26 protein-coding genes and 2 tRNA genes are annotated in these 26,360 nt (G+C 40.8%); 7 read left to right on the top strand and 21 right to left on the bottom strand.

From position 1 onward, the window contains the following. Positions 1-137: 137 nt before the first annotated feature. The 3 genes from glsB to trmB are packed head-to-tail and all read right to left on the bottom strand — an operon-like array spanning position 138 to position 2,138. Positions 138-1,052 carry a glutaminase B gene (gene glsB / locus AAEZ00_RS06155; protein ID WP_101034589.1) on the bottom strand — a complete coding sequence of 305 codons (915 nt, stop codon included), beginning with the start codon at positions 1,050-1,052 and terminating at the stop codon, positions 138-140. Positions 1,053-1,058: 6 nt separating this feature from the next. Then, the gene (locus AAEZ00_RS06150) at positions 1,059-1,385 is read right to left on the bottom strand and encodes a YggL family protein (RefSeq protein WP_124012198.1); all 327 of its coding nucleotides are present in this window, start codon (positions 1,383-1,385) and stop codon (positions 1,059-1,061) included. Positions 1,386-1,421: 36 nt separating this feature from the next. Continuing rightward, positions 1,422-2,138: a tRNA (guanosine(46)-N7)-methyltransferase TrmB gene (gene trmB, locus AAEZ00_RS06145; protein ID WP_101034587.1), complete on the bottom strand. Its 717-nt coding sequence runs from the start codon at positions 2,136-2,138 to the stop codon at positions 1,422-1,424. 250 nt (positions 2,139-2,388) lie between these two features. On the opposite strand from trmB, the gene mutY reads away from it, so the two are divergent. After that, positions 2,389-3,462: an A/G-specific adenine glycosylase gene (mutY, locus tag AAEZ00_RS06140; RefSeq protein WP_351088444.1), complete on the top strand. Its 1,074-nt coding sequence runs from the start codon at positions 2,389-2,391 to the stop codon at positions 3,460-3,462. 34 nt (positions 3,463-3,496) lie between these two features. Further along, positions 3,497-3,775, top strand: a complete 279-nt coding sequence (locus AAEZ00_RS06135; RefSeq protein ID WP_101034585.1) for an oxidative damage protection protein — start codon at positions 3,497-3,499, stop codon at positions 3,773-3,775. 164 nt (positions 3,776-3,939) lie between these two features. Here AAEZ00_RS06135 and AAEZ00_RS06130 read toward each other — a convergent pair whose 3' ends face one another. Together AAEZ00_RS06130 and AAEZ00_RS06125 are read right to left on the bottom strand one after the other, a co-directional pair. Further along, positions 3,940-4,515 (bottom strand): YceI family protein, encoded by a 576-nt coding sequence (locus AAEZ00_RS06130; RefSeq protein WP_351088443.1) that lies wholly within the window; start codon positions 4,513-4,515, stop codon positions 3,940-3,942. Positions 4,516-4,639: 124 nt separating this feature from the next. Next, complete coding sequence (locus tag AAEZ00_RS06125; RefSeq protein WP_351088442.1) at positions 4,640-5,194, bottom strand: cytochrome b; 555 nt, start codon at positions 5,192-5,194, stop codon at positions 4,640-4,642. Between the two features lie 1,044 nt (positions 5,195-6,238). On the opposite strand from AAEZ00_RS06125, the gene AAEZ00_RS06120 reads away from it, so the two are divergent. Further along, a tRNA-Phe gene (locus tag AAEZ00_RS06120) sits at positions 6,239-6,314 on the top strand. Positions 6,315-6,321: 7 nt separating this feature from the next. Beyond that, positions 6,322-6,397: transfer RNA gene (locus AAEZ00_RS06115), tRNA-Thr, on the top strand. 141 nt (positions 6,398-6,538) lie between these two features. Here AAEZ00_RS06115 and AAEZ00_RS06110 read toward each other — a convergent pair. The 3 genes from AAEZ00_RS06110 to AAEZ00_RS06100 all read right to left on the bottom strand — a co-directional run bounded on the left by AAEZ00_RS06110 (position 6,539) and on the right by AAEZ00_RS06100 (position 9,375). Further along, entirely contained in the window at positions 6,539-7,240 is a 702-nt protein-coding gene (locus AAEZ00_RS06110; RefSeq protein ID WP_101034582.1) for a SapC family protein, read from the bottom strand. A 237-nt stretch (positions 7,241-7,477) separates the two neighbouring features. After that, positions 7,478-8,764, bottom strand: coding sequence for an NAD(P)/FAD-dependent oxidoreductase (locus tag AAEZ00_RS06105; RefSeq protein WP_124012203.1), 1,287 nt, complete (start codon positions 8,762-8,764; stop codon positions 7,478-7,480). 272 nt (positions 8,765-9,036) lie between these two features. Beyond that, on the bottom strand, positions 9,037-9,375 hold the full coding sequence (locus AAEZ00_RS06100; RefSeq protein ID WP_101034580.1) for a P-II family nitrogen regulator: 339 nt from the start codon (positions 9,373-9,375) through the stop codon (positions 9,037-9,039). Positions 9,376-9,601: 226 nt separating this feature from the next. Here AAEZ00_RS06100 and AAEZ00_RS06095 point away from each other — a divergent pair, with 226 nt between their 5' ends. Next, positions 9,602-10,123, top strand: a complete 522-nt coding sequence (locus AAEZ00_RS06095; protein WP_351088441.1) for a GspH/FimT family pseudopilin — start codon at positions 9,602-9,604, stop codon at positions 10,121-10,123. Positions 10,124-10,267: 144 nt separating this feature from the next. Then, positions 10,268-10,789, top strand: a complete 522-nt coding sequence (locus AAEZ00_RS06090) for a GspH/FimT family pseudopilin (RefSeq protein ID WP_351088440.1) — start codon at positions 10,268-10,270, stop codon at positions 10,787-10,789. 51 nt (positions 10,790-10,840) lie between these two features. On the opposite strand, the gene AAEZ00_RS06085 is transcribed toward AAEZ00_RS06090, so the two are convergent. The 12 genes from AAEZ00_RS06085 to murJ all read right to left on the bottom strand — a co-directional run bounded on the left by AAEZ00_RS06085 (position 10,841) and on the right by murJ (position 24,796). Beyond that, the gene (locus AAEZ00_RS06085; RefSeq protein ID WP_351075891.1) at positions 10,841-11,149 is read right to left on the bottom strand and encodes a TapY2 family type IVa secretion system protein; all 309 of its coding nucleotides are present in this window, start codon (positions 11,147-11,149) and stop codon (positions 10,841-10,843) included. Continuing rightward, positions 11,146-11,541 carry a type IV pilin protein gene (locus AAEZ00_RS06080; RefSeq protein WP_351075894.1) on the bottom strand — a complete coding sequence of 132 codons (396 nt, stop codon included), beginning with the start codon at positions 11,539-11,541 and terminating at the stop codon, positions 11,146-11,148. The genes AAEZ00_RS06085 and AAEZ00_RS06080 overlap by 4 nt, the downstream gene beginning before the upstream one ends. Before the next feature lie 15 nt (positions 11,542-11,556). Further along, on the bottom strand, positions 11,557-15,066 hold the full coding sequence (locus AAEZ00_RS06075) for a pilus assembly protein (protein WP_351075896.1): 3,510 nt from the start codon (positions 15,064-15,066) through the stop codon (positions 11,557-11,559). Between the two features lie 2 nt (positions 15,067-15,068). Continuing rightward, a complete protein-coding gene (locus tag AAEZ00_RS06070) occupies positions 15,069-15,512 on the bottom strand; it encodes a pilus assembly PilX family protein (protein WP_351075899.1) in 444 nt (147 codons plus the stop codon). A 67-nt stretch (positions 15,513-15,579) separates the two neighbouring features. Continuing rightward, positions 15,580-16,545, bottom strand: coding sequence for a PilW family protein (locus AAEZ00_RS06065; protein WP_351075902.1), 966 nt, complete (start codon positions 16,543-16,545; stop codon positions 15,580-15,582). After that, entirely contained in the window at positions 16,542-17,099 is a 558-nt protein-coding gene (pilV, locus tag AAEZ00_RS06060; protein WP_351075904.1) for a type IV pilus modification protein PilV, read from the bottom strand. Before pilV ends, AAEZ00_RS06065 begins: the two co-directional genes overlap by 4 nt. Before the next feature lie 268 nt (positions 17,100-17,367). Then, complete coding sequence (ispH, locus tag AAEZ00_RS06055; protein ID WP_124012212.1) at positions 17,368-18,327, bottom strand: 4-hydroxy-3-methylbut-2-enyl diphosphate reductase; 960 nt, start codon at positions 18,325-18,327, stop codon at positions 17,368-17,370. A gap of 12 nt (positions 18,328-18,339) precedes the next feature. Further along, on the bottom strand, positions 18,340-18,783 hold the full coding sequence (gene fkpB, locus AAEZ00_RS06050) for an FKBP-type peptidyl-prolyl cis-trans isomerase (RefSeq protein ID WP_124012213.1): 444 nt from the start codon (positions 18,781-18,783) through the stop codon (positions 18,340-18,342). Between the two features lie 2 nt (positions 18,784-18,785). Next, entirely contained in the window at positions 18,786-19,298 is a 513-nt protein-coding gene (gene lspA / locus AAEZ00_RS06045) for a signal peptidase II (protein WP_351075908.1), read from the bottom strand. A 12-nt stretch (positions 19,299-19,310) separates the two neighbouring features. Next, positions 19,311-22,133 (bottom strand): isoleucine--tRNA ligase, encoded by a 2,823-nt coding sequence (gene ileS, locus AAEZ00_RS06040; RefSeq protein ID WP_351075911.1) that lies wholly within the window; start codon positions 22,131-22,133, stop codon positions 19,311-19,313. A gap of 32 nt (positions 22,134-22,165) precedes the next feature. Further along, complete coding sequence (gene ribF / locus AAEZ00_RS06035) at positions 22,166-23,101, bottom strand: bifunctional riboflavin kinase/FAD synthetase (protein ID WP_351075914.1); 936 nt, start codon at positions 23,099-23,101, stop codon at positions 22,166-22,168. A gap of 135 nt (positions 23,102-23,236) precedes the next feature. Then, complete coding sequence (gene murJ / locus AAEZ00_RS06030; protein WP_351075917.1) at positions 23,237-24,796, bottom strand: murein biosynthesis integral membrane protein MurJ; 1,560 nt, start codon at positions 24,794-24,796, stop codon at positions 23,237-23,239. A 258-nt stretch (positions 24,797-25,054) separates the two neighbouring features. Here murJ and rpsT point away from each other — a divergent pair, with 258 nt between their 5' ends. After that, positions 25,055-25,321 carry a 30S ribosomal protein S20 gene (gene rpsT, locus AAEZ00_RS06025; protein ID WP_101034567.1) on the top strand — a complete coding sequence of 89 codons (267 nt, stop codon included), beginning with the start codon at positions 25,055-25,057 and terminating at the stop codon, positions 25,319-25,321. A 629-nt stretch (positions 25,322-25,950) separates the two neighbouring features. On the opposite strand, the gene AAEZ00_RS06020 is transcribed toward rpsT, so the two are convergent. Then, positions 25,951-26,247, bottom strand: coding sequence for an ArsR/SmtB family transcription factor (locus tag AAEZ00_RS06020; RefSeq protein ID WP_101034566.1), 297 nt, complete (start codon positions 26,245-26,247; stop codon positions 25,951-25,953). Positions 26,248-26,360: the final 113 nt, after the last annotated feature.

Genomic DNA, 26,360 nt, shown 5'->3' with positions numbered 1-26,360 from the left:
ATTTATATGTGATTTTTATAAAACTTAAAATTTAACATCTACTAAATGAACAAAAAACACCACCCTCTTCGTAAAATAAACCAAAAAGTAGTCTATTTTACGAGTAGTGATGTGAAATTAAAAAAAGTGATGTGGAATTAAAAAATTGAACGACCTAACTGCTGGCTTAAATGCTCAAGTAAGGCTGTACCTGCCAATGAATTGCCATTATTGTCGAGTTCAGGCGACCACACACAGATAGACATGTCACCAGGAATAATCGCAATAATACCGCCGCCTACGCCACTTTTACCCGGCATACCCACTCGGTAAGCAAACTCGCCTGCGCCATCGTATAATCCAGACGTTGCGAGTAATGCATTAAGCTGCCGAGTTTGCACTGGTGAGACTAAGCTATCGCCATCGAGTGTCTTACCACGATTGGCCAAATAAAACATCGCCCGGGACAAATCTGCACAATTCATCCTTAACGCACAATAATGAAAATAGCTTTTAAGTACGGTATTCACGTCGCCATTGAAATTACCAAATGACTTCATTAAATAGGCAATAGAAGCATTACGTGCACTAAATTGATACTCAGAATCTGCTACCACTTTGTCGAAGGCTAATGTGGTATTTTGGCTCAACTGACGCACCACCTCAAGCATATGATGTTTAGGTGCACCCAAGCGTGCTTGCAACAAGTCCGCAATGACTAACGCGCCAGCATTAATAAATGGATTCCGTGGTTTGCCACGCTCTAATTCAACCTGTACAAGCGAGTTAAATGAATGCCCAGAAGGTTCTTTACCCACTCGACTCCAGATTTCTTCTTCTGTATATAAATTAAGTGCCTGAGTCAGGCTAAAGACTTTAGAAATACTTTGAATGGAAAAAGGTTCGAGATAATCACCCGCACCAATTGTTTGACCGTCAATGGTGGTAACTGCAATACCTATTTTGTTGGGGTCAACGCAGGCAAGAGCAGGAATATATCCTGCCACCTTACCTTTACCCAATAGCGATCTTACTTTATCGACAGCGTCTTGAAGTAATAATTGCTCTGGCAATTTAGCTTAACCCCACCAAATATCATATAAATCACTGACTTCAAGGTCAGAAACTGGCTTGTCTTTCCAGAATGCATTGACTGCTGCAATATCTTCATCAGTACATTTACCGATAGTTTGGGTAGCCATAATGCCTTCCCATTGCTTGTGTCCACCACCGTGGAAACCTAATTGACGTGGTTCAATCACTTGAGCAATAAACTGATCAACCAAACTATCGATATCTTGTTCAGAAACTGACTCATTAAATGTCCAGTTCATTTCGAAACCTAATTCTTGAAATTCATCAACTCGTAATTTTTTACGTAAACGTCGACTGCGATTTTGCGCCATGGTGTATTCTCCGATTGCTAAAAAGTGTAGTAGTGATTAAGCGATACGCTCAAACATGATATCCCATACGCCGTGACCAAGTCTGTGGCCTCTTGCTTCAAACTTTGTAAGCGGACGGTGGTCTGGACGTTCGACAACTGTACCAGTTGTTGATTGATTATTATAACCTTCAGCAGCATTCATTATGTCTAACATATGCTCGCTGTAATTTTCCCAATCGGTTGCCATGTGAAACACACCACCAATTTTAAGCTTACGACGGACTAGCTGTACAAACTCAGCTTGTACAATCCGACGCTTGTTATGACGTTTTTTATGCCATGGATCGGGGAAAAACAATTGTACCCGCGCAAGTGAACCATCAAGAATACTGTGCTCTAGCACTTCCATTGCATCATGGTGATATACACGTAAGTTAGTAACTTCAGCAGCACCGGCCTCAGAAAGACACGTACCAATGCCAGGCTTATGGACTTCTATGCCAATAAAATTTTGTTCTGGGGCTGCTTTTGCCATTTGCACTAATGATGCACCCATACCAAAACCTATTTCTAGAACGGTATCAGCATCGCGACCAAACACTTGGTTTAAATCCAACGGTTGTGGAGTGTAATCAAGTCCCATTGCTGGCCAATGTGCTTCAATTGCTTGAGATTGGCCTTTGGTTAAACGGCCTTCACGTAAAACAAAACTTCTGATTTTACGAATGTATTTACCGTCTTCGTTAAATTCAGCTGTGGTAACGTCGCTCATCTTTGCCTCATTGTCTGCGTACTTCTTGTGCTGTTATAGCGAGTGATTAAATGGGTTAGTGGCTAAATGCCATGGTAGCCACTTTTTAGCTGCACATTACGCAATTGTTATCTGTAACAGATCATTTTTAAAGTCAGTGGGCCATTATACCTAAACTGATTGCACATGTTTACGCTAATTTGGTGTAAACGAGTGATTTAAAATAGCCTGGCTACTTGTGTAATAAAATGCCTATGGCTACACTGCGCCCATGAAAAATCTGACTCCATTTTCTGAGCGTATCATCGCTTGGTACGACCTACATGGTCGTAAATCACTGCCTTGGCAGATCAATAAAACGCCTTATCGTGTTTGGGTGTCGGAGATCATGCTCCAGCAAACTCAAGTCGCGACGGTGATTCCCTATTTCCAAAAATTTATAGCGCGTTTCCCTAGCGTTATAGATCTTGCTAATGCTCATCAAGATGAGGTGCTGCATTTGTGGACGGGCTTGGGCTATTACGCCAGAGCACGTAATTTACATAAAGCAGCCCAGCATATTCGCGATGCTTTTAACGGCGAGTTCCCCACTCAGTTTGATGATGTAGTGGCTTTATCTGGAATAGGTAAATCGACTGCTGGCGCGGTATTATCGTTATCGCTCGGACAACACCACCCTATTTTAGATGGTAATGTAAAACGAGTATTGGCCAGACATGGTGCTATTGAAGGCTGGCCTGGACAAAAAAACGTTGAGCAGCAATTATGGCAGTTAACCGACACATTAACGCCAGTCAAAGATGTTGAAAAGTTTAACCAAGCAATGATGGATATTGGTTCAAGTGTTTGCACCCGCAGTAAACCCAATTGCGCAGCTTGCCCTGTGGCAATTGATTGTGTGGCTCAACAAAGCGGTCTTCAAAGTCAATATCCAGGTAAAAAACCTAAAAAAATCACTCCAGAAAAATCTGCTTTTATGCTGGTTTTAGTCGATAGCAGCGAAGACTCAGTAAAAGTTCAGCTTATCAAACGTCCACCCGCGGGGATATGGGGTGGATTATGGTGTTTTCCGCAATTTGATCACCAAGCAGAATTAAATGATTATTTAAGCCTGCATCATTTGACAGAGTCAGAGCAAGGGCTTGCAGGATTTAGGCATACATTCAGTCACTTTCATCTGGATATTCACCCGGTATTAGTTGAACTATCTCCAGATCTCGCTAGCGGTATCATGGAACAAACCTCGGCACTCTGGTATAACATAGAACAACCTGCGAAAGTCGGGTTGGCAGCTGCCACAGAACGTATTTTGGCTAATTTAGCCGTACTTTTCGCGACACATTAATTTTTATCGTAATTAAAGTTAGTAAGGGATCATCATGGCTCGCACCGTTCACTGTCAACATTTAAACAAATCCGCTGACGGCTTAGATTTTCAGCTATACCCTGGCGAATTGGGTAAGCGCATTTTTGATAATATCAGTAAAGAAGCTTGGGGCTTATGGCAACAGAAGCAAACCATGCTCATTAATGAGAAAAAACTCAATATGATGAATGTTGATGATCGTAAATTTCTTGAAGAGCAAATGACTAATTTTTTATTTGAAGGTAAAGACGTTGAAATTGAAGGCTATGTTCCGCCAGCTGAAGACGAGTAACCAGTCAATATAATCAATTGTTTTACCTAAAAATAAAGCCGCTTTACTAAGCGGCTTTATTATATCACCGTCATCGAAAAACCTCGTTGTTCGACACGAAGTGGCGTCGGTGGGCGCTCATTTATTACTCTACCTGATGCCAGTTAGTGAACTCATAGTGTTCATTATTGCTTAATGCCTTCCACTACTAATGCTAATTCAACGTTAGCAGAAGCAGGACCTAAATCCATTTTGACACCGAAATCTTTCATCGCAAAAGTCGTTGTACCACTAAAGCCTGCACGGTAACCTCCCCATGGATCTTTACCTTCACCAATGGCAACGGCATCTATGGTTAGGGGGTTGGTCACGCCATTTAAGGTAAAATCACCATTAATCACAAACTGGTTATTGCCTTTATCCACTATGGATGTCGACGTAAAAGTAGCTTGAGGGAATTTACTGGTATTTAAAAAGTCTTCACTGCGCAAATGCTTGTCACGTTCGGCGTGATTTGAATCAACACTGTTAGTGTTAATTTTGACGTTCAGTTTGGCATCAGCCAATTTGTTAGCATCAAAGCTAAAGTCACCTGAAAACTCATTAAAACGTCCTACCACAAAACTATAACCTAAATGGTTAACACTAAATTGAATCGATGCATGTGCACCTTGGGTGTCGATAACATAGTCGGCCGCATTAGCTGCAACGGGTAACATAAGCGTTGAACCGATTATGGCTGCAATAAGGTGTTTTTTCATGATTTTTATTCCTTTAAATTAAGCGTTAATGGTAAATAGGTAGAGTAAATAAGTAGAGTCATCATCATCGAACATAACCGTTAGCTGAACCGACGATTAATTAGATTGTTAACCAATACAACTGTTAACGAACACGGTTGGGAATGAGCATTCTTTTCAGAGTATTATCTTTATCTATAATATGATGCTTAATCGCACCTGCGCTATGCAACACAACTAGGCCAATTAAGCTATAAGCAAGGTATTGATGTATAACACCGGCAATATCAGCTTGTTCGTCAATAAAAGCATTAGGAAACGGCACGGCAAACCAGTCAAAAATCCAAATATCCCTACCATCTGCTGTAGAAATCATAATTCCTGAAAACATAATCAGCAGCATTAACGTATAAAGAATAGCATGTGCCCAGGTTGCCATACGTTTTTCCCATGGCTGATGGTTAGGTAATGCACTAGGCGTTAGTGACATAGCTCGCCACACTAATCTTAACAAGGTTAATCCGAGTAACAGCAGACCAATACTTTTATGAACATGTGGCGCAGTTTGGTACCAACTACTGTAGTACGTAAGATCAACCATCCAATAACCTACACTAAAAAGGCTAATAACTGCGATGGCAGACAACCAATGGGTCAAAATGGTTATTAATCCATAACCAGCTAAAGTGTTTTTTAACATGTGTACCTTCCTCAATAAACTCACAACATATTAACGTCATTTTTAGTAAAGAAAACCGCTAAATACAGGAGTATTCATTCGATAAAATAGAAATGAATTGTTAACCAATATTATCTGTGAGGATGATTAACCGTTTAAGTCGGTACAAGAGCGGTAAATACCCATTATAGTAAGAAACAACGCATACACTTGTCCGTTAACGGCTCGAGTCCAGTTAACTAGGATAGAAAACGAACCAACAATGGGAATTGAACACTTTATATATGGGGTATACAAGGTTAATAGCGAGTACTCAACGTTAAGTATGAGGTAATAACAGTTGTCTTTTTAGCTTATAGAGCCAAGCAAAGTCAGCGCTTAAACGCATCTTACTTAGGATGTCTTATACCGCTCCCCCCTCTTAATGCTATTAACGACTATGGTTAACCTCAAAATGGCTTAAAGAAAAATCAGTAAATGGATTATGTCTGCTATTAGCTGGGTTTTGCCTTTATCTATAGCAAACTGGCACCGTTACGCTCCCCGATATACTGCATGATTAGGGCCTGTTGATCTTCGCTGGTTAAATTTTGTTCGAGATAAAAACGTTTTAATCGAGGCGAGTGGATTGCTGCCTAGCAATCTAAGCAACACTCGCTTATCAAAGACTCACTCAACAAAGAGTAAAATGTTTTTAGCCGACCCCTTCGGGCAGCGTTTGTTGGTCATTTCGACTGCGTTATCGGCTTTGTATGTAGAATAACTACACCACAAAGCCCCTGCCTTGTAGCTCATGTTAAGTAATGAGCAACAATTCGCTGCAAAAACAACATTGAAAGATCAACAGGCCTTAGTATATTAATTCCTCCCTTCGCGTTAAAAATCATCAATTACTTATAAAAAGCCACCCGTTTGCACATTAACTAGCCGAACGAGTGAAAACATTTGAAAAACCACTTGCACGATAAAAACCATCACTATACTATGTGCGCACTCCAGACGAGACAGGTATTGATTACCAAGTTAATACTTAGTCTGTAGTAGTTAACTGACACTTAGTTAGTTGCCCGAATAGCTCAGTCGGTAGAGCAGAGGATTGAAAATCCTCGTGTCCCTGGTTCGATTCCGGGTTCGGGCACCACAATTTAGCCGGCATAGCTCAGCTGGTAGAGCAACTGACTTGTAATCAGTAGGTCCCGAGTTCGACTCTTGGTGCCGGCACCATAAAAACAAAAAAGCCACTCAATGAGTGGCTTTTTTGTATCTGAAATGTATTCGATTTAAGCGCTCTATTTATTGCATTTTAGCTTCTTAAAACAAAACAAGCACTCAATTGAGTGCCTGTTTTAATATAACCTTACGACACTATCGACCCAGCGCTTCAATTCGAGCTAAGCGATTAACTTGGTTAAGTGAGCCTAAATGACCGTATATAGGACCGAGTAAACCACGCTTTTTAAGCTCAATGAACTCTTCATCGGTTAGTGCATTTAATTTAGCTTCATCAATAAGATATAAACCATTAATATTACGTTTTTCACCGGCGACATCAACAGTTAGAGTCTGATTAATCAACAATCCTTTTTCATCTAAAAAGCTCAAAATACCCCGTGTAGCTTGATCTTGTTCATAGTGACTAATCAATGCTTGCTTACGCGCTTCTAAAAATGGGGTTTCTTTACCCTCTTCAAATAATGCTTGGCCGTCTTCTTTAGTCACTTCTTTAGCATTTTCACGAATGCCAATCCACACTTTATCTTTAACGTCTGGGTTAACGACTAAGCCAAGAGGATAATCTCGTACAACCGCAGGAATATACAAGCCTTGCCATTTGCCGTCTTTTACACTTAGATTCTGACCAGGCTTTAACCCTAGCATAGCAACTGATTGAAACTCGTTTGTGTCACTATTTTTAACGAATACGATAGGATACTCAGTGGCAGCGCGATTAATTTCATGTAAGGTTACAGGCACAATGTGCTGTTCTGCCACGTGTGAAAAATCACTTGGAGTCAGTTTTAAATCACCATGTTTGGTTTGTTCTAATAATGTAATTTCGTTGGGCATCTTGGCTCCTTGAAGCACTGATTATCTTCTCTGATTTAAGTACAACATCATTGTCATACCTTAGGTTAACAAATAATTAATAACTGAAACTACCAAGTTAAATCTTAAATTCAAGTACATTTAGGCTAAATTGCGTCAATAATCACCAAGTGACCAATTCTTGTCCAAAAAAGCTTTGTATTCAATAAAAAAGAATACAATGGGCGCTGATTATCGATTTATTAGCCGGGTAATCACCTAATGCAATTTCAGTTTAGGACGTTGCCAGCGAAGTAGCTTTTGCGCAATACGGTATACAGAAGCGGAGAACCAGCCATATAAACTGGCTAAATGACGTTGGTAAAGCGAGATATACATCAAACGTGCAACGTGACCTTCAACAAAAAAGTCTCCCGAACGAAGGTTACCCATTAAATTTCCAACCGCAGAAAAACGACTGAGCGATACCAATGAACCATAGTCTTTATAAACGAAAGGTTTTTCTGGTTGAAGCTTCATCTTTAAACAAATATTGTCATATAGGCGATCGGCCATTTGGGCAGCTGCTTGGGCTCTGGGTGGTACGGGTTTACCTGATGGTAAAATTAATTGAGCACAGTCACCTAAGGCGTAAATATCATTAAGGCCTTTAACATGCATACACTCATCTACATCGATTTGATTACGTGGCGTAATAGGTAATTGGGTGAAATTTTCAAAGACCTTTGGACCTTTAACACCTGCTGCCCATACTTTTATATTGGCTTTAATCGTCTCACCTGTCGCAGTAACAAAGCCTTCTTTAGTCACTTCTTTAACCTGCACACCTAAGTGCAATTTTACCCCTAATTTTGACAGTACAGTTTGTGCCCTCGAACTGACTTGTTCAGGTAATTGGGGAAGGATTTTAGTGGATGCTTCAATTAGGTTTATATCTAAATGATCTTTGGAGATATTTTGATAACCGTACTCCCTTACAGACTCAATAACATGATGGAGTTCAGCGGCCAGCTCGACGCCTGTTGCACCGGCACCTACGATACCGATACCTAATTGGTCTTGTGTTTCATTAAGCTGTAAGAGTGCATCCATAAGCTTATGGTGAAAAAGATTTGCACTGTCTAAACTGTCTAAGAAAATACAATGTTTTTCAGCACCCGGTGTATTAAAGCTATTTGAAACCCCGCCTAATGCAAGCACAAGAGTATCGTATTCAATACTGCGCGCGGCAATGATCATCTCGCCTTCATCGTTATACACTGGAGCAAGTTGAATTTGCTTAGTGCTTGGGTCGCATTGTTCAATGGCACCTCGAATATATCGATAGCCATTCTTTAATCCGTGATCTCGATATTGCAGGCCTTCAATTGATTGATCAATCACACCAACGGCAACTTCATGTAACTTGGGTTTCCAAATATGGATGGTATTTTTATCAATCAGACTAATATCGATTAACGGACTTTTACCAAACTTCCGTCCCAATTTGGAGGCCAATGCTAACCCTGCAGCTCCGCCACCCACAATAACAATTCGTTGAACCATACATTACCTCAGAGATACCCTATGCCAGCGACTATGTAACCTAACTGTGGATAATAAACGGTTATCAAACAGCCCTTTGCTGCGCGGCCAAAGTTGCACCTACTTAAAATGGGCCCGCTATTGACGCGTCAATACGTCTTGCGATCAAAACACATGGCGAGTTTGATGCTGCAGACTTGAAATAAAGTCGTTTTAACAATTTATTCCATCTCTTATCCAGAGTTGAGGTTAACTAAACAAAATGTACAAGTGAAAAAAAGGCCCTGTGGGCCTTATACTGCTTCTTCGTTTTCTTCACCGGTACGAATTCGAATGACTCGCTCAACGTCGGTTACAAATATTTTACCATCACCAATCTTTCCCGTTCTGGCGATATCAACAATAACATCAATCGCTCGCTCAAGAATTTCATCTTGAATAACCAATTCGATTTTTACTTTTGGTAAAAAATCCACCATGTATTCTGCGCCACGATAAAGCTCGGTATGACCTTTTTGACGGCCAAAACCTTTGACTTCAGACACTGTCATACCCGTAATGCCAATTTCAGCAAGTGACTCACGCACATCATCAAGTTTAAATGGCTTAATAATCGCTTCGACTTTTTTCATTAAATACTCCTGTCATCGGCTAAGTTGTTGATTAAGCATTTGTCCTGATTACAGTTTATATGCTTACTAATATTATTCAAATATCTTACTTGAAAGCGCAGCCAATTGTCGCGGCTATTTTACGTATTTATGAAAAGATATTTCGCAGCAAACTTGCTGTTCATTTTCTATACTAGGTTAAGTTTTACTGCAGGACGCAGCCGACAACGTTTAAGGATGAACCAGTATGACATTTTCCATTCGAGCAAAAGGCTTTAGTCTGATTGAGTTAATAGTAACTATGCTGATTGCCACACTAATTTCACTCATCGCAATTCCCTCATTTACTGCATTAATTGAACAAGTCAGGGCAAGTAGTAATATTAAAGTGATCCAACAGACCATTCAATTAGGCCGAAATATGGCAATCAGTTATGGCTCGAGGGTAACAATTTGCCCTTTAGTCGACAATTTGTGTTCATCGGATTGGAGTATTGGGTTAAGTGTATTTATTGACCATGGGCAAAAAAACCAACTTGATGCCCGTGATCGCTTACTCCAACAAACATCTCCTTTTCATGAAAATGATTATATCGACTACAACCGTCCCGCTATTAGATTTCAACCCGATGGATTGGCTTCAGGCACTAATGGCACATTAACGTATTGCCCCGGCTCTGTTGACAGTCCTTATTCAAAAGCGGTAATTGTTAATCAAGCTGGTAGGGTAAGAGTATCAAACAAGAAAAATATAGAGTGTAAATTTTAACAAAGTGTAAAATGAGAAAACATAAAATAATAGAGATTATCGATAAAGAATTAATTAACAGTGATGTCTGCAAATAGTCAATAAAACACTGTCATTCATGTTGCGCTTGGTTATACTCTGTTTTATATAGCAGAGGAATTGCGCATGAAAAAAATACAATCTGGATTTACCCTAATAGAATTGATGGTGACCATTACCGTTGCTGCAATACTGTTAGCTATTGGCGTGCCATCGTTAACAAGCCTCTATGAAGGTATAAGAGCAAGAAGTGTTATCAGCACCATTGAATCCTCGTTTGTATTTGCCCGTAGTCAAGCCGTTAGTTACGGAAGCAGAGTTTCTGTCTGTCCTATGACAACAACGTCGTGTGGGAGTGACTGGACAAATGGATTTAGTGTATTTATTGATAATGGTACTCTTGGGTCAGTGGATACAACCAATGGTATTGCTGATGTGATTCTACGTAAAATGGATGCGTTTAATAGTAACGACTTTATCAAATCAGATTTGGCGCGATACAGTTTTAACCCTGATGGCATGATAGCTAATGGTAATGGTACCTTCAGCTATTGCCCTGGCGCTGCCGATAGCGGTTCATCCGAGGCCATAAGCATAAGTGCCTCCGGTAGAGTATCTAAAGTGACTTCTTCCGTGAGTTGTAATTAATAAAAAGGCTTACATTTGTAAGCCTTTTTTTACATCTATAAATAGGTAGTGTTAATAAGTTCTTTGTTCATCCAACTCACGTATAATTACATCTTTAAATACTTCATCTTCTGTAATACATTCTACAACTCGTCTAACCTTGAGACGCTCATTTGTTATTGTCGATACATACTTAGATAGCAATGAACTTTGTTCCTCAACTTTTAATGCCCCATCCCATACAAACAACGCAATATTTGAACCATTAGCCGTTTCAATGTGGCACTTATAAGGAGTGAGTATGGTGCCCTCTTCTACGGCTATAGCGGTTGAACTAATCCAAATGGAGAGAGTAGTAATTAACATTATGGTTATTTTCATTTCCAACACTCCGTAGGTGATTTGGTGCCTGTTGAAGTTAATGATATCGTTGCGCAAACAGTATCTCGAGAAGCTTGTACACCAACGGCTGTAGCTGTCACGGTGTAATCATCTCCACTCAAGGTTGTATCAACTTTATAATATGTATTTTCAACAACCCAAGGATCTGCAGACAAACCAAGATTAGTCATATCGGCTGTAAAGTTACGATGATCCAGATAAAACTGCTCCTGCAAGTTTGCAACACGCATAACCCCTGCTAAACCATCACCACGAGCACCTTTGGCAACAAATTGAGTATAACTTGGATAGGCAATTGAAGCTAAAATACCCACTATCACGACAGTGATCATCACTTCAATTAATGTAAATCCGAACTGTAACTGCTTCATTATTTTTACTCATTCCTACTCATCAATATGATAATAAATTTTGTTAACGCCAGGTCCAGGACCAATACACTTATTATCACCTCCTGCACACCCATCACTACCAGTATCGTCAACTTTTTCCATTTCATCACCAGCAGAACCAATACCAATTAAATACATATAACTATCTGATGTTCCATTCGGCGGTATGACTAACTGAGGCGTATCTGGTACTCGATCGCCCATTTCTAAATATTCTTGGGTATAAGAGCGGGTTCCTTTATGTAAATCAAAACCATATAATCTGCCTTGCCCTGTGGCTAAACATTGGTTTGCTGAAGTATTATCTCCAGGAACATAAGAGGTAAAGTACACTCGTCCTAGAATGATTGTCGAGGCTGATAAACTTTTTTCACCTGATGAAGTAAAGTTATAATACCAACCACGTTTAGTACCAAATTCAATATTGTCATCTTCTGATGTCGGTGGTGTAGAAGATACATTATATAAATTTGCTAACTCTAACGGAGTAGGGATTTCTTTATCTGCATCTCCGGTAAACGATTTAGTGACTACATTGCGATCTTGTAATACAAAGAACTTGTCTGAACGAGTTTTATCTAAAGGATGCGATCTGTGGCCACTTCCTACCGTGACTGCATCATAAGGGATATTCTGATAAGTCAGACTTGTGGTTGTATTACTTTCCGAATCAGTGACTGATACCTCAGAGATATTGGTGAATACCGTTTGTGCCACAGCAGGTTCAGCAAAAAATCGTCTATCAGTAGCTTGCGTAGAACCGCCTAAACTCGCAAACTTAAACGCAGTCCAAGGACTCGTTGAACTAGAGGGTGATGCACTAGGTAAATCCATACGCCAAATATTAGCGCCGGTATCAGTAGCATATAATCTATCGGTTAGACCATCGTTATTACTGTCTAAAATTGCAACACTATTAGGGATACTGTCAACAATACTGGGTAATTTGGTTTTGTTGGTTCCAGTGGATGTTCCAAATTGATGTACTAAAGCGCCTGTTTCAGCATTTAAAACATAAACACTGCGACCGGTAGTGTCATCTGTACCAACACTAGAACCATCTTTAGTGGAAGGATTATAACCCCCTCCGATGATGATCACTGGTGACGCAGTATCAGCTGATGTATTTCCAGCAGGCACGCCTGGAATAAACGCAACAACCGGTTCAGCCCAAGATTGTCCCATGTCTGCCATGCCTGATGAACCAGGATCAACTTTCCACATAAACGAGGGAGAATCTGGGTTGGTAATATTGAGTGCATAATAAGATTTACCCCCTCGACGCATCCCAAAAAATAACCACGCCTTCTCCACGGCTCCAGATGCACTTCTCTTGATATAGGATACTGGCGAACTGTCTATACCATAAACCGAATGAACACCAGTAGGAACGTTGGCTCTAAGCTCTCGTAAGTTTGGTAGCAAGTCTTGTGGCATAAAGGCCCAAGACTCTTCAACAGTGCTGCCATTATCTTTAAACATATGCAAAAAGCCAGCATTGGTGCCAAGCAAAACTCTTATATCAGGTGATCCTTCTGTACCATAATTAATTGCAAGGGGTTTTGAATGTAATGGGTCTCCCATAATGTCTGAGCGTTTGTCTGTTGTTGAACCGTCTTTGTCCTCATCATCAACATCGATACCCGTAGCCCAATCGAATAATTTGGTCAATTCGGTTTTATCAACCCCCATAAAGGTTGCCAATGATGTTTCACTAGTAATACCAGGACTACTTGCAGCATTTGATTTAGTAAATGCTTTTAAGGAACCATCACTACCAAAGTTACCGTATAGAGTCCTATTGGGGGTATTTTGAAGCTTGGTTAAGGTGCCACCAATTTCGACATTATTGCCATCACCTCCACCACTAGTTGCGCTACAGACGGAGTTATCAGTCCAATATGAACATGCCGAAGAGGCTAAGTTTCCATCATCATCTATGGCATTATCACCATTCTTATCGACAACTTCACCAGAACCTGTAACAGTAAACTTTTTAAGGTTCCCCACCCAACGAGGGCCTTCATTAGGTAAAAACATAGCATAGTACACGGACTCGAGTGTCTGCGTTCTATCAAAATTATTACTCGAAATTGAAGGGGAAGTAAAACTAGAATTAGTTTCTAAGATATTGGAGAAAATCGATTGTAACGCTTCTTGTAATTTTTGAGCATTAGCAGCAGAGTAGGTAGCCCCACCACCTCGAGTAGCTGTTTCTTGCAAAATAGCCGCGACTGAACTTGCATCAGACCCAAAACCGATGGTGTAAGTCGATACTGTTTGGGTCCCATCAAGGCTTGTATTGACATCATTTTTATTTAACCAACCAGCAAGAGCGGGCAAGAAACTACCAGAGTATTTATCTGAATCAGAAATACCAGAAAGATTTTTAACTAAATTATCCGCGCCACTATCTCTCGTGGGCGCCCCATCAGTTATGTAAATAACATAAGCTTTGTCTTGACATTGTTTACCCACAAATGGAGATATATAACTTCCACTAGACTCTATTGAAGTATCTCTATGGGGCGTTCTAGTGGGGTCATCATTGCCATATAAAACACTTTTCCCTGAAAAATAATGATAAGCCTCATAAAGACTTTCACATAATGGTGTCCAAGTGTTTGAGGGAAGTGAACTAATTGTTGAAAGTAAACTGGGTTTATTTGTCTCATTATTGGGCGCAATACCATAAACGATACGTCCGCCATCGTCATAGTTAAACACTGACAACCCAAAATCCACACTTGGCGTTGTTACAATAGTGTCTTCTATAACACGTTTTGCAACCGCTATTCGCGAATAAGGATGCTGCTCTTTTGCGCTATGATACCAGTTTACATATTTTTCAGTGAACAGAGTAATGGGCTGGCCAATACCAAAATTGGTTAGCTTTGCAGTAGCGATTGCAGCATCAACCTCTGCAGTAGTAGATGAACCGTTGATAGGTGTATGTCTTTTGGGAACTGCTGATGTACCTAGTCCATCAACTGGGAAACCATTAGTTACTGCACGATTAATATAATCTCTTTCCGCAATGTCTTCATAACAATCGGTATATTGAATGCTAGTTCCATCGGTTAATGGTAACTCGGACCACTCACCGTTTTCACCTATATATTTATGTTCACGTATATAGCCTGTAAACATACCATAGTCTTCTAAATACTTTTCTCCTACATCACATCCGTTTTTTTCATTCAAAAAATATTGATTACTGGATGCTAATGGTATGCTACTAGTATTACGCGTAAAAAATAACTTGGTATTTTTTTTCAGTCGTCCGTTAGAATTGACATTCTCATTTTCGCGTTCGTAAGGGTCATCTGTTTTAAAGTTTGTATCCATACTGCCGGATGTATCAAAAACAATCAGCACTTGCGGTTTTGAACCAGTACGCGCTGTCGACTCAAGCACGTATAATTCGGTGTCATCGGCGAAGCTAATTGATGAGTATGCCAATATGGCAAAAAGTAACGTATATAATAATTGTTTTACAAACATAACTAACTCCCTGTTGTCACTTGTTGTTCAATGCCCACGACGACAGTAACTCGCCCCATATCACTACGGCCAAAAGTTGCGACACTGGAGACTTCAAAACGAAGACACTGAATTGACTTTCCCGAGCTCCCTTTTGGATTTCTTTGGCAACCTACATCAACGACATTCATTGGTGTAATGGTGTTGGTGACACCTAAATCATCATCTACTGTTGTCGAGGTAGTTGTCATCATTGACAATGTCGGACCCGAGTTAGCAGAAAGAGTCTTGTCTTGAGCACCGTGTGCGGATGCCATCGCCTCTATACGTTCAGCGCCTGCCCCCGACATTCTAAGGGATTGAGTTGAGTTAACCGCTAATGCAACACCTATCAATGTCATAAGGACTAATATAATCAATGAGAAAAACAACACTATTCCTCGTTGTTTGTTATACGATTTAATCATGCTCTCACCTTTTCTCATATCCTTATTATAAATAATGCATAAACAGCTCAACGTTCGGACGAAAAACTTAAAGATTTATTAGTATTGGATTTTCTAAAACAATAGTGCTTGAAACGATTTTTCGACGATAGTTATCATTAAGTGGTCCAATAGTTTTGTCACCTAACTTATAGGTATTATCATTTTTATAGGTTCTGTCTTCTTCACTAGAACGCACTAACAAAAATACCTTTAAAGATACTACTCGTTGAAATACCGCATTGTCCCACATTAAGGTCGTCACATTTTGGGCAGGCATATAACTGTTTGCAGTACCATCACCATCGCTATCAAAACCATATAAAATACGCATATTCTCTATGCCTTCGACGAGTTGTTCTTCATTATTCATGCCATTACTAATAGACAGGGTTCTGCGTCTTAATACTGGAGTAATTCCATCGTCTCTAATAAAATAAACATGGTGTTGATATTCCCACAATCTACTATTAACAAGCCCCGGAGCTGCAGAACTACCATTAAAAAAAACGATTTTACTTGATGTTGATGCAGCATAATAGCGAGTTGCTGTTAATACTGTACTGGGAGGGCCAATTAAGCGTTTAATTTGAATGACGTCGGTATTACTATTGGGCGTTATACAAGCCATTGTCTCTGCACTTTCGCCTTGTTCATATCCCCATAAATGGCGAAAGTTAGTGAGCTGAGTCGTATCAGGGAAACTTGCGTTATTCAACCCAGCACCAACGCAATCTGCGGTAACTGCCGTTGCAGAAAATGTACTATTGATATTATTAAAATCGGTGCCAGTAATATCACCCATAAACCCTAACTGACTAAGGTCTCGCTCCATTATAACTAAAGCAATACGGCCATTTTCTTGCAGTTGATTAAATTGGCTTGTGGTGGTCACATTACTTGAAGACATGCTAAACATAGTGAAAAGACCAGCCGTTAAAAATAAGCTGATTAACATAGCGACCATTAACTCTACTAGCGACATGCCTCGCTGACTATCAAATGCTTTTATCATATTATAATCGCCGTATTGACAACCAATGCTCGTCGTCTATCGCTACTAGAACCACACCCTTTAATAAAAGCACTTTTGTCTGCAGTACCATCTGATGACGCTCGTACGCCCTTCCAAGTCATGACTACGGTGACATTATTGCTAGCGTCAATATCAATACAGGCCGTAGGGGAATCTAAACCACCTACATTTTCATTGTAAGATGATTTTTCATTTTCACCTAAAAATGCCCGTTCCCATTGATATAGGTCCCAGTTTCTGGTTTCAATGTTGGTGCAAATAACATTACCACCAACACCAACATCACAAGACTTAGCAGATGTAATCGTTGTTCCAGTATAAGTACCATCGTAAGTAGCTAATTGACCGCTATTGATGCGCATACGATTAATAATATCGTTAACATAATATGACGCTTGAGTTTGCTGAAAAGATTCGAAACTGCCTTTCTTGGCAACTAAATGAAGATTAAAAATACCTATAAGGCCTATCACTAGAATAACCAGTGAGACCATAACTTCAATTAAGGAAAATCCATTCCTTTTACATGACATGAGTGCAAACTCCCCTAATAAGGTCAATAGCAGATACTTTCAACCTTGGATCCTTTACTTGACTTGAATTATTATTATGCATTGATAATAGCTGACTTAAATGTAATCAGATAGTATCAATTTTGTATAATTTCTTATATTAAGCATGATTAAGAGCTCAATACAGTCTTTTCGGTATTATACTCGGTTTATTTTGCAAGTACAAAAAACCCGCAACCAAGTTAGGTTGCGGGTTAATATTGATAGACAGTTGAAACTATTGAAATAATTAGCGTAATTCCGCCGGAACTGCAAACACAGTGTCTTCTTTACGACCTTCAACTTCAGTTATCACACTCGGTGCAAGTGTCGCTATCGCGTTAACAACCTGTTGCACTAACACTTCAGGCGCTGAGGCCCCAGCAGTTACTGCCACTTTCTTCACCCCGTTAAACCAGATTGCTTCAACATCGGCGGCTGTATCAACTAAATAAGATTGAGTACCGGTCTTTTCAGCCAGTTCACGTAAACGATTTGAATTAGAACTATTTTTGGAACCGACAACAATCAATAAATCGACTTCAGCAGACATACTTCTTACCGCATCTTGGCGATTTTGTGTCGCGTAGCAAATATCATCCTTACGAGGTCCTTCAATGGAAGGGAAACGCTGTTTTAGTGCAGTAATGATATCCAAGGTGTCATCGACAGAAAGCGTAGTTTGAGTGACAAAACAGAGGTTATCTGGGTTATTGACCTGAAGATTATTCACATCCTCAGGAGATTCAATAAGATAAACACCACCGTTAGGGTTATCATATTGCCCCATGGTGCCTTCAACTTCTGGATGTCCCTCATGACCAATTAAAATGCACTCAACACCCTTGCGACTTGCACGAGTCACTTGTAAATGTACTTTGGTCACTAGAGGACATGTCGCATCAAACACTTTTAAACCACGGTGTTTTGCTTCTTTTCTTACTGTCTGTGATACACCATGAGCGCTAAAAATAACAATGCTATTGTCTGGTACTTGCTCAAGTTCATCAACGAAAATAGCACCTCGCTGTTTTAGGTTTTCAACCACATAACGATTATGTACGACTTCATGACGTACATAAATTGGCGGTTCAAATAACTCTAAAGCACGTTCTACAATACTGATAGCGCGATCTACCCCTGCGCAAAATCCGCGAGGGTTGGCGAGTAGAATATTAAGCTCAGGAGACGTTGGATCAACTTTTAGCATGTGATACCTTTTTTACTCAGTGATGACACTGACAACTTCAAGTTCAAACGTTATCGTGCGTCCTGCTAGTGGATGGTTTAAGTCGACGGTAATTGAATCGCCAGCAGTATCACGAATAATACCCGGTATTTCACTCCCACCAGGACCGCCAAAACTGACAATAACGCCTTCTTCAAGCTCCATATCTGCAGGAAAGCGGCTTCTGTCCATATAATGAACCGCATCTGGATTGGATTCACCAAATGCATCTTTTGCCGCTAAGGTAAATTGGTGCTTATCACCTTCATTTAAGTCTTTAAGCTGGTCTTCAAAAGCCGGACTTAAGCTACCATCACCAATGTTTAAGCGTGAAGGTTTACCTGATGATTTTGTACTTTCAGCTGTAGATCCATCTTCCAGTACAATATTCATATGACACAACAATGAACGACTATCTTGTTTAGTTAAATCTGTCATAGTTACTCTTGCTCCTTCGTTGGCTTTGTCTCGGGTCTAAATGAGTCCCAAATGATCAATGCGGCACCAATAAAGATCCCCGCATCGGCTATATTAAACGCTGGATAATGACTGGTATTCCAGTAAAAATCGATAAAATCAACCACGAAACCATGCATTAAACGATCAATCAAATTACCTAATGCACCGCCAATAACTAACGTAAAAGCGAGGTTGCTGCGCCATAGCGAATAAGACTGCTTACGTAACCAGATCGTTAACAAGGTACTAAAACCGAGAGCAATAACGGTAAACAACCACCGCTGCCAGCCCCCTGCGTCACTTAAAAAACTGAAAGCCGCGCCGTAGTTTCGCACATAAGTGAAATTAAAAAAGGGTAAAAGCTGTATAGACTCATACAAATCAAAATTGGCAAGCACCCATTGTTTGGACAGCTGATCGGCTAAAAACACCAATGCAGCTACCCAATACCAACGCAAGCCACTGTCTTTCCACGTTAATGGTACAGAACTCATGTATATGCTTCCTTAAGCAAAGTCACGGTGTTCGCCTTCACCTTCAATATTGGTCACACAGCGTTGACACAATGTTGGGTGAGCTTCAATGGTGCCAACTTCTTCGCGATAGTGCCAGCAACGCTCGCACTTGTGTGCCGCACTTTTAGCAACCACTAACTTAAGCGAGCTTAATTCAGTTTCGATGGCGTCACTACCCGCTTGTGACATATCGGCAACAGCAGCTTTAGAGGTGATCAGTACAAAACGTAACTCATCACCTACTTTAGCTAACTCAGCGGCTAAATCAGCATCAGCAAACAATGTCACTTCCGCTTCTAATGAACCACCAATACGTTTATCACGACGAGCTTGTTCAAGCACTTTGTTAACTTCGTTACGGACAGCTAATAGTTTCTCCCAGTAATCATCACTTAAATCACTGTCAAGTGTCACCGCTTCTAAACCTTGGTACCATTCTTGGGTAAACACATACTTTTCACGCTTACCTGGTAGCAACTGCCATAGTTCATCAGCAGTAAAGCTTAAAATGGGTGTCATCCAACGTACCATTGCTTCTGCAATATGATAAAGCGCTGACTGGCAACTCCGACGAGCATGACCTTCTTGCTTAGCTGTGTATTGGCGGTCTTTAATAATATCAAGATAAAAACTGCCTAACTCTACTGAACAGAACTGCATCAGCTTTTGAGTCACTAAATGGAAGTTGTATTGATCATACGCTTCAATTATTTCTTGTTGCAGTGCAGCGGCACGACGCACGACCCAACGGTCTAACGCGACCATGTCTTCAGACGGGATCATGTCAGTTTCTGGGTTAAAGCCATTTAAGTTAGCTAACAAGAAACGGGCAGTATTACGAATACGACGGTACGCATCAGCGCTGCGATTTAAAATCTCGTCAGAGACTGTCATTTCGCCACTGTAATCGGTTGCAGCAACCCATAAGCGTAAAATGTCAGCGCCGAGCTTATTGATCACTTGTAATGGGGCTATCACATTACCGACAGATTTTGACATCTTGCGGCCTTTACCATCAACGGTAAAACCATGAGTCAATACTTGCTTATAAGGTGCTTTACCATTCATCGCCGTTGAAATCATTAATGATGACATAAACCAACCGCGGTGCTGATCGCTACCTTCTAAATACAAATCAATTTCATGTCCTTGAAACTCTGGACGCGCAGCAACAACTGAAGAGAATGATGAGCCTGAGTCAAACCATACGTCCAATGTATCAGTGACTTTACGGTACTGATCTGCTTCATCACCTAACAATTCACTTGCATCTAAATCCCACCAAGCTTGAATACCTTGCTGTTCAATGCGATGCGCAACTCGTTCCATTAATGACACGCTGTCGGGATGCAGCTCATCCGTTTCGCGGTGAACAAATAATGTGATCGGTACGCCCCAAGTTCGCTGACGTGAAATACACCAGTCTGGGCGGTTTTCTACCATTTTTTCAATACGGCTTTGACCCCAATCAGGGATCCATTTGGTTTGCTTTATTTCTTGTAATGCTTGCGAACGCAGATCGTGGTTATCCATAGAGATAAACCACTGTGGTGTCGCACGGAAAATAATCGGTGTTTTATGGCGCCAGCAATGTGGATAGCTGTGAAGGTAAGCAACATGAAGTAATAACGCACCTTTCTCTTTTAACAGCTCAACCACATTGGCGTTAGCTTTAAAGACATGCTGACCGGCAAAAAACTCAGTATCGGCTTTATAAACACCGTTATCGCCAACAGGGTTGGCCACTTCCAAACCGTATTTCAGGCCAACAATAAAATCGTCCTGACCGTGACCTGGGGCGGTATGTACAATACCAGTACCCGCATCTGTGGTGACATGGTCACCTAAAATAGCTGGTACATCAAAGGCATAGAATGGGTGGTTAAAGCGCATTAACTCGAGCTCAGCCCCTTTAACTTCGCCTAATAATTGATGGCTTTCAACGCCGTAACGTTCAAGACATGACTCAACAAGCACTTGAGCCAAAATCAATGTTGTGGTTTCACCGTTTTTAACAAACTCAATCAAGCTGTAATCTAACTCGGCGTTTAATGACAATGCACGGTTAGCAGGGATGGTCCACGGCGTAGTAGTCCAAATTGCCATCGCTACTGGTTTAGTATAATTTTCAACGCCAAATTTAGCGGCAACAGCTTGACTATCAACCGCCACAAAAGCGACATCAATAGCCGGAGATGTTCTATCTTCGTATTCTACTTCCGCTTCAGCGAGTGCTGAACCACAATCGGTACACCAATGCACTGGCTTAACACCTTTGTGCAAATGACCGCTATCAATCACTTTTGCCAGTGAACGAACAATGTTCGCTTCAGTTGAAAAATCCATCGTCAAATAAGGATTTTGCCAATCGCCTAATACCCCTAAACGAATGAAGTCATCACGTTGACCGTCAACTTGGATAGCCGCATATTTACGACATTCTTCACGGAATTCCGCTGCAGAAATCTTGACACCAGGCTTACCGACTTTTTGCTCAACTTTCAGCTCAATCGGTAATCCATGACAGTCCCAACCAGGGATATAGGGTGCGTCAAAACCAGACATGGTTTTTGACTTAATAATAATGTCTTTAAGAATTTTATTAACAGAGTGACCAATATGAATGCTGCCATTAGCGTATGGAGGGCCATCATGCAGTATGAAAGGTTTACGGCCAATTCGGCTTTCACGGATCTGTTGATACAGTCCATCTTGCGTCCAGCGAGTTAACATTTCTGGCTCGCGATTTGCCAAATTACCGCGCATCGGAAACTCTGTTTCCGGCAAATTCAAAGTAAATTTATAGTCGCTCATTGATCCCATACCATTATTAAAGCTGATTCATTTCAGCTAGCATCGTTGCTAAATAAAGCGCGAGCTTCATTTGCATCATTTAAAATTTGTTTTTTTAGCGCATCCAATGACTCAAAGGGTTGCTCATCACGGATTTTTGCTATTAATTCTACTTCCACTCGTTTGCCGTATAAATCACCGCTAAAATCAAACAAATGGACTTCTAATCTGCAGGTTTGGCCATTTACAGTGGGCCTGAACCCTACATTAGCCACACCGTCATAAATATCGCTGCCATCCCAATACAAACGCACAGCAAATACCCCTCGAACAGGCACAACGTTACGCTTTAATGCTATATTTGCCGTTGGAAAACCGATTGTACGGCCTAATTTTTGTCCGTGAGCAACCCTACCACTTAAAATGAACGGATGTCCCAATAAACGTCTTGCTTGTTCTAAATTCCCTAACGCCAGTTGTTCTCTTACAGCCGTAGAACTTACTCGCGACGACCCAACCACAAAGCTTTGTGTACTGACAACCGTAAAACCAAATTGCTTACCTGCAGCAACGAGCATGTCAAAAGTACCTTCGCGGCCTTTACCAAAGCAAAAGTCATCACCCACGACGAGATATTTAACCCCGAGTTTTTTGACTAATAACTCTTCAATAAACGCTTCAGCAGGTTGATTAGCAAAAGCGGCAGTAAAATTGATACAGAGTAGCTGGTCAATTTTAAGCTCATCGAGTAATCTAATTTTATCGCGCAGAAGACTGAGACGAGCGGGAGCATCAGCACCACGAAAGCGTTCTTGTGGCTGAGGCTCAAAGGTCATTACTGTTGCAGGTAATTGAAAATGATGCGCTTTACTAACCAAGCAGCTGATCACCTGCGCATGACCACGATGGACACCATCAAAATTCCCTATGGTCAAAACGCAACCATGATGAGAAGGTAAAATATTGTGTATACCGCGGATTAATTCCATTACGCTCAATACTGCCTATAGCAAATCGGCAGATTATATACCCAAACCAATGTTAGATGCGAGTTTCAGGCTCAGATTATTACACAGGATTTAGGATAACCTGCCGATCCTCGGTCGGTGGTTCACCTTAGGAAATTATCCCTGGCGTTTAATTTTCCAAGGCCGAACGCCCAATGCCAGTAAACTCAACAAATAAATAACTGCACCGCCTACAATAAGCTCAATCAACATAAACATACGTTCAAAGGTTTGCCATTCAAGCCATACGCTTTGTTGTGGCATAAAATAAATAATGGCAATGGTCATTAAGGCTGTAGAAATGATCACTTTTAATGAGAAAAATAACGTTTGTCGACTCATTTGATAAACGCCCGCTTTGTGTAAACCGCGATATAACAAACTCGCATTTAATAGTGCAGACATTGATGTCGCAATGGCTAAGCCCACGTAGCCAAATGGAATAGCAAAAATAAGGTTAAACACCATATTGCTGACCATGGCAATAATGCCATATTTAACTGGTGTTTTAGTGTCTTGACGCGAGTAGTATCCCGGCGCTAACACTTTAATCATCATAAAACTCAATAAGCCACAACCGTATGCAACCAAGCTGTAGGACGCCATTTCAACGTCATTAAGACTAAAGGCTCCGCGCATAAACAACACCATCAGCATAGGTTTGGCCAGAATAATTAACCCTAACATCGCCGGAGTGCCTAATAGCAAAATGGCTTTAACGCCCCAGTCCATGGTTTGATTAAACCCAGTGCCTTGGGCATTAACATGTTTTTGCGATAATGCAGGCAAAATCACTGTGGCAATGGCAATGCCAAATAATCCTAAAGGGAACTCCAATAGGCGGTCAGCGTAATACAACCAACTTATCGATCCCGTCATCAAGAAACTGGCTATAAAAGTGTCGAACAATAAATTAATTTGTGAAACAGACACACCAAATAAGGCTGGGATCATCAAGGTTCTAATTTTTACCACACCAGGATGATTCCATCCCCACGTTGGCTTAACGAGCACGTTCTCACGAATTAAAAAGGGGATTTGGAACAAAAACTGAATCAGACCACCAAAAAAGACCCCCCAAGCTAAACCAATTTCAGGATTTTCTAAGGTGTCCGCATACCATAAAGCTACCGCAATAATTGCAACATTCAAAAATACAGGCGTAAAGGCTGATACAGCAAATCGTCCACGGGTGTTGAGTATCGAGCCCGCCAAGGCCGTAAAGGTGATAAACCACAAATAGGGAAAAGTAATTTTTAACATAACTGATGCAAGTTCGAACTTTTCGGCATTAGGCCCGTCATTGAGCCAATCGACGAACCACCCGCCACCAAAAAGGGCCGCTAATACGGGTGAAAAAACGACCCCAAACAAAGTCACAATAGTCACTAGTACGCCTAAGGTACCAGCAACCTTACTGATTAACTCACGAGTATCTTCTGGAGTCATGTTCTCCTGATACTCAGTCAGTACTGGCACAAATGCCTGCGCAAAAGCCCCTTCAGCAAATAAACGTCTTAAAAAGTTAGGTATTTTATTAGCAAAAAAGAATACATCCGCACTACTACCCGCCCCCATTAAATTGGCGATTACCACATCGCGAACTAAGCCTAATACTCGGGAAATCAGCGTCATAACACTGACAATTAGACCTGATTTAAATAATTTTTTGCTCAAACAGCCCCCAGACACTCGGTCACTTCTAAGAAATTAATGGGATTTATAATAAATATTCTATTCTAACGCTGTCACACAGACCGAAGAGCTGGTAGAATTACGCCACATATTACACGAGTTGGGTTGAAGTTTGGCATGCTAGGTTGGATTAATTTATCTTTATGATTATTATTCAACTATAGTCGTTGACAAGACGACAAAAAGCAGGCATATTCCTCGGCCTTAAAAGTATCAAATCCAGTTTTTAGGAGTTGCACCTTGGCTAATAGCAAGTCTGCAAAGAAGCGCGCGCTTCAGTCTGAAAAGCGTCGCCAGCATAACGCTAGTCGTCGCTCTATGTTACGTACATACGTTAAAAGAGTCATCGCTGCTATCAAAAGCGGTGATCATAAAGCGGCTACAGAAGCGTTTGCTACTGCACAACCAATTGTTGACCGTATGGCGACTAAAGGCATTATTCACAAGAATAAAGCCGCTCGTCAGAAGGCTCGCTTAAACGCAAAAATCAAAGCTATTGCAGCTTAGTTTTTTGTAGATTAAGATCCAAAAAACCGGCCTCGGCCGGTTTTTTTATATCTAAGTTTTACCCTCTCTATAAGATCTAGGTCGCTACACTGCTAGGATCTTGTCCTTGCCACCGCTTGCCACCGCTTGCTATCGTTTGTCATCGCTTACCATCGCTTATCACCGCTTATCATCGCTTATCATCGCTTATCATCGCTTATCATCGCTTATCATCGCTTATCATCGCTTATCATCGCTTGCCATCGCTTATCATCGCTTATCATCGCTTACCACCGCTTGTATCGCTTGTCATCGTTCCCTACCGCTTTTCATCTCAGAGATAGGAACAGCTTCGCGGCTAAGATTTTATAGGTTCTAACGACTTAACAAGAGAAGCAGGGGTACAGAGTGGGCGGCAGACAGAATGGAAACTTTCGCCAATGTCTATTTGAAATGAAGCGCTTGAGATGATCGTTGACAGTATTTATCACACTGACACATTGGTAGTATGAGGTATAAACGTATTGGAATTTATTGGGTACAAACGCGCACAGCATTATTAGGGTTAATAACTGCGTTAATAAAACTAAACGCCTTAACTTAAGACACCATTAATGAGATGTATCAGTTAAGACGTTTGCGGAGTTAATTTAGTAACAGTACATATTGTTCAATACTTGAATTAACTCTTTTACCTCATCACTTTTTAATGAATAGAAAACAGTTTGAGCTTCTTTCCTAGTACAGACTAAATTGTCTTTACGAAGCCATGCTAAATGTTGAGATAAAGCCGATTGGCTTAAGCCCAACTTCTTATTCATTTCGCCAACACACATTTCACCTTCATTAAGAAGATGACACAAAATAAATAATCTACGTTCATTTGCTAAAGCTTTTAGCAACACGACTGCATGATCTGCTTGATGTTGCATTTTTTCTATATTCATCACGCGCTCTTCTCCTCATCGATCCCCACTCTAATATAGCGTTCCCTTACAAATAGAGTCGGGACATGAAGCACACTTTTTGCTAGATTGTTGTGAAAAATGAGACTTAGCTA

The sequence above is a fragment of the Shewanella sp. S1-49-MNA-CIBAN-0167 genome, from assembly GCF_040310145.1.
Lineage (GTDB): Bacteria > Pseudomonadota > Gammaproteobacteria > Enterobacterales > Shewanellaceae > Shewanella > Shewanella psychromarinicola.
This window is presented reverse-complemented; position numbering and strand designations above follow the sequence as displayed.

Excerpts from the sequence above, each read along its gene's own strand:
- AAEZ00_RS06150 (WP_124012198.1), bottom strand. The coding sequence starts at position 1,385 with ATGGCGCAAAATCGCAGTCGACGTTTACGTAAAAAATTACGAGTTGAT.
- trmB (WP_101034587.1), bottom strand. The coding sequence starts at position 2,138 with ATGAGCGACGTTACCACAGCTGAATTTAACGAAGACGGTAAATACATT.
- mutY (WP_351088444.1), top strand. The coding sequence starts at position 2,389 with ATGAAAAATCTGACTCCATTTTCTGAGCGTATCATCGCTTGGTACGAC.
- AAEZ00_RS06135 (WP_101034585.1), top strand. The coding sequence starts at position 3,497 with ATGGCTCGCACCGTTCACTGTCAACATTTAAACAAATCCGCTGACGGC.
- AAEZ00_RS06130 (WP_351088443.1), bottom strand. The coding sequence starts at position 4,515 with ATGAAAAAACACCTTATTGCAGCCATAATCGGTTCAACGCTTATGTTA.
- AAEZ00_RS06125 (WP_351088442.1), bottom strand. The coding sequence starts at position 5,194 with ATGTTAAAAAACACTTTAGCTGGTTATGGATTAATAACCATTTTGACC.
- AAEZ00_RS06110 (WP_101034582.1), bottom strand. The coding sequence starts at position 7,240 with ATGCCCAACGAAATTACATTATTAGAACAAACCAAACATGGTGATTTA.
- AAEZ00_RS06105 (WP_124012203.1), bottom strand. The coding sequence starts at position 8,764 with ATGGTTCAACGAATTGTTATTGTGGGTGGCGGAGCTGCAGGGTTAGCA.
- AAEZ00_RS06100 (WP_101034580.1), bottom strand. The coding sequence starts at position 9,375 with ATGAAAAAAGTCGAAGCGATTATTAAGCCATTTAAACTTGATGATGTG.
- AAEZ00_RS06095 (WP_351088441.1), top strand. The coding sequence starts at position 9,602 with ATGACATTTTCCATTCGAGCAAAAGGCTTTAGTCTGATTGAGTTAATA.
- AAEZ00_RS06090 (WP_351088440.1), top strand. The coding sequence starts at position 10,268 with ATGAAAAAAATACAATCTGGATTTACCCTAATAGAATTGATGGTGACC.
- AAEZ00_RS06085 (WP_351075891.1), bottom strand. The coding sequence starts at position 11,149 with ATGAAAATAACCATAATGTTAATTACTACTCTCTCCATTTGGATTAGT.
- AAEZ00_RS06080 (WP_351075894.1), bottom strand. The coding sequence starts at position 11,541 with ATGAAGCAGTTACAGTTCGGATTTACATTAATTGAAGTGATGATCACT.
- AAEZ00_RS06075 (WP_351075896.1), bottom strand. The coding sequence starts at position 15,066 with ATGTTTGTAAAACAATTATTATATACGTTACTTTTTGCCATATTGGCA.
- AAEZ00_RS06070 (WP_351075899.1), bottom strand. The coding sequence starts at position 15,512 with ATGATTAAATCGTATAACAAACAACGAGGAATAGTGTTGTTTTTCTCA.
- AAEZ00_RS06065 (WP_351075902.1), bottom strand. The coding sequence starts at position 16,545 with ATGATAAAAGCATTTGATAGTCAGCGAGGCATGTCGCTAGTAGAGTTA.
- pilV (WP_351075904.1), bottom strand. The coding sequence starts at position 17,099 with ATGTCATGTAAAAGGAATGGATTTTCCTTAATTGAAGTTATGGTCTCA.
- ispH (WP_124012212.1), bottom strand. The coding sequence starts at position 18,327 with ATGCTAAAAGTTGATCCAACGTCTCCTGAGCTTAATATTCTACTCGCC.
- fkpB (WP_124012213.1), bottom strand. The coding sequence starts at position 18,783 with ATGACAGATTTAACTAAACAAGATAGTCGTTCATTGTTGTGTCATATG.
- lspA (WP_351075908.1), bottom strand. The coding sequence starts at position 19,298 with ATGAGTTCTGTACCATTAACGTGGAAAGACAGTGGCTTGCGTTGGTAT.
- ileS (WP_351075911.1), bottom strand. The coding sequence starts at position 22,133 with ATGAGCGACTATAAATTTACTTTGAATTTGCCGGAAACAGAGTTTCCG.
- ribF (WP_351075914.1), bottom strand. The coding sequence starts at position 23,101 with ATGGAATTAATCCGCGGTATACACAATATTTTACCTTCTCATCATGGT.
- AAEZ00_RS06020 (WP_101034566.1), bottom strand. The coding sequence starts at position 26,247 with ATGAATATAGAAAAAATGCAACATCAAGCAGATCATGCAGTCGTGTTG.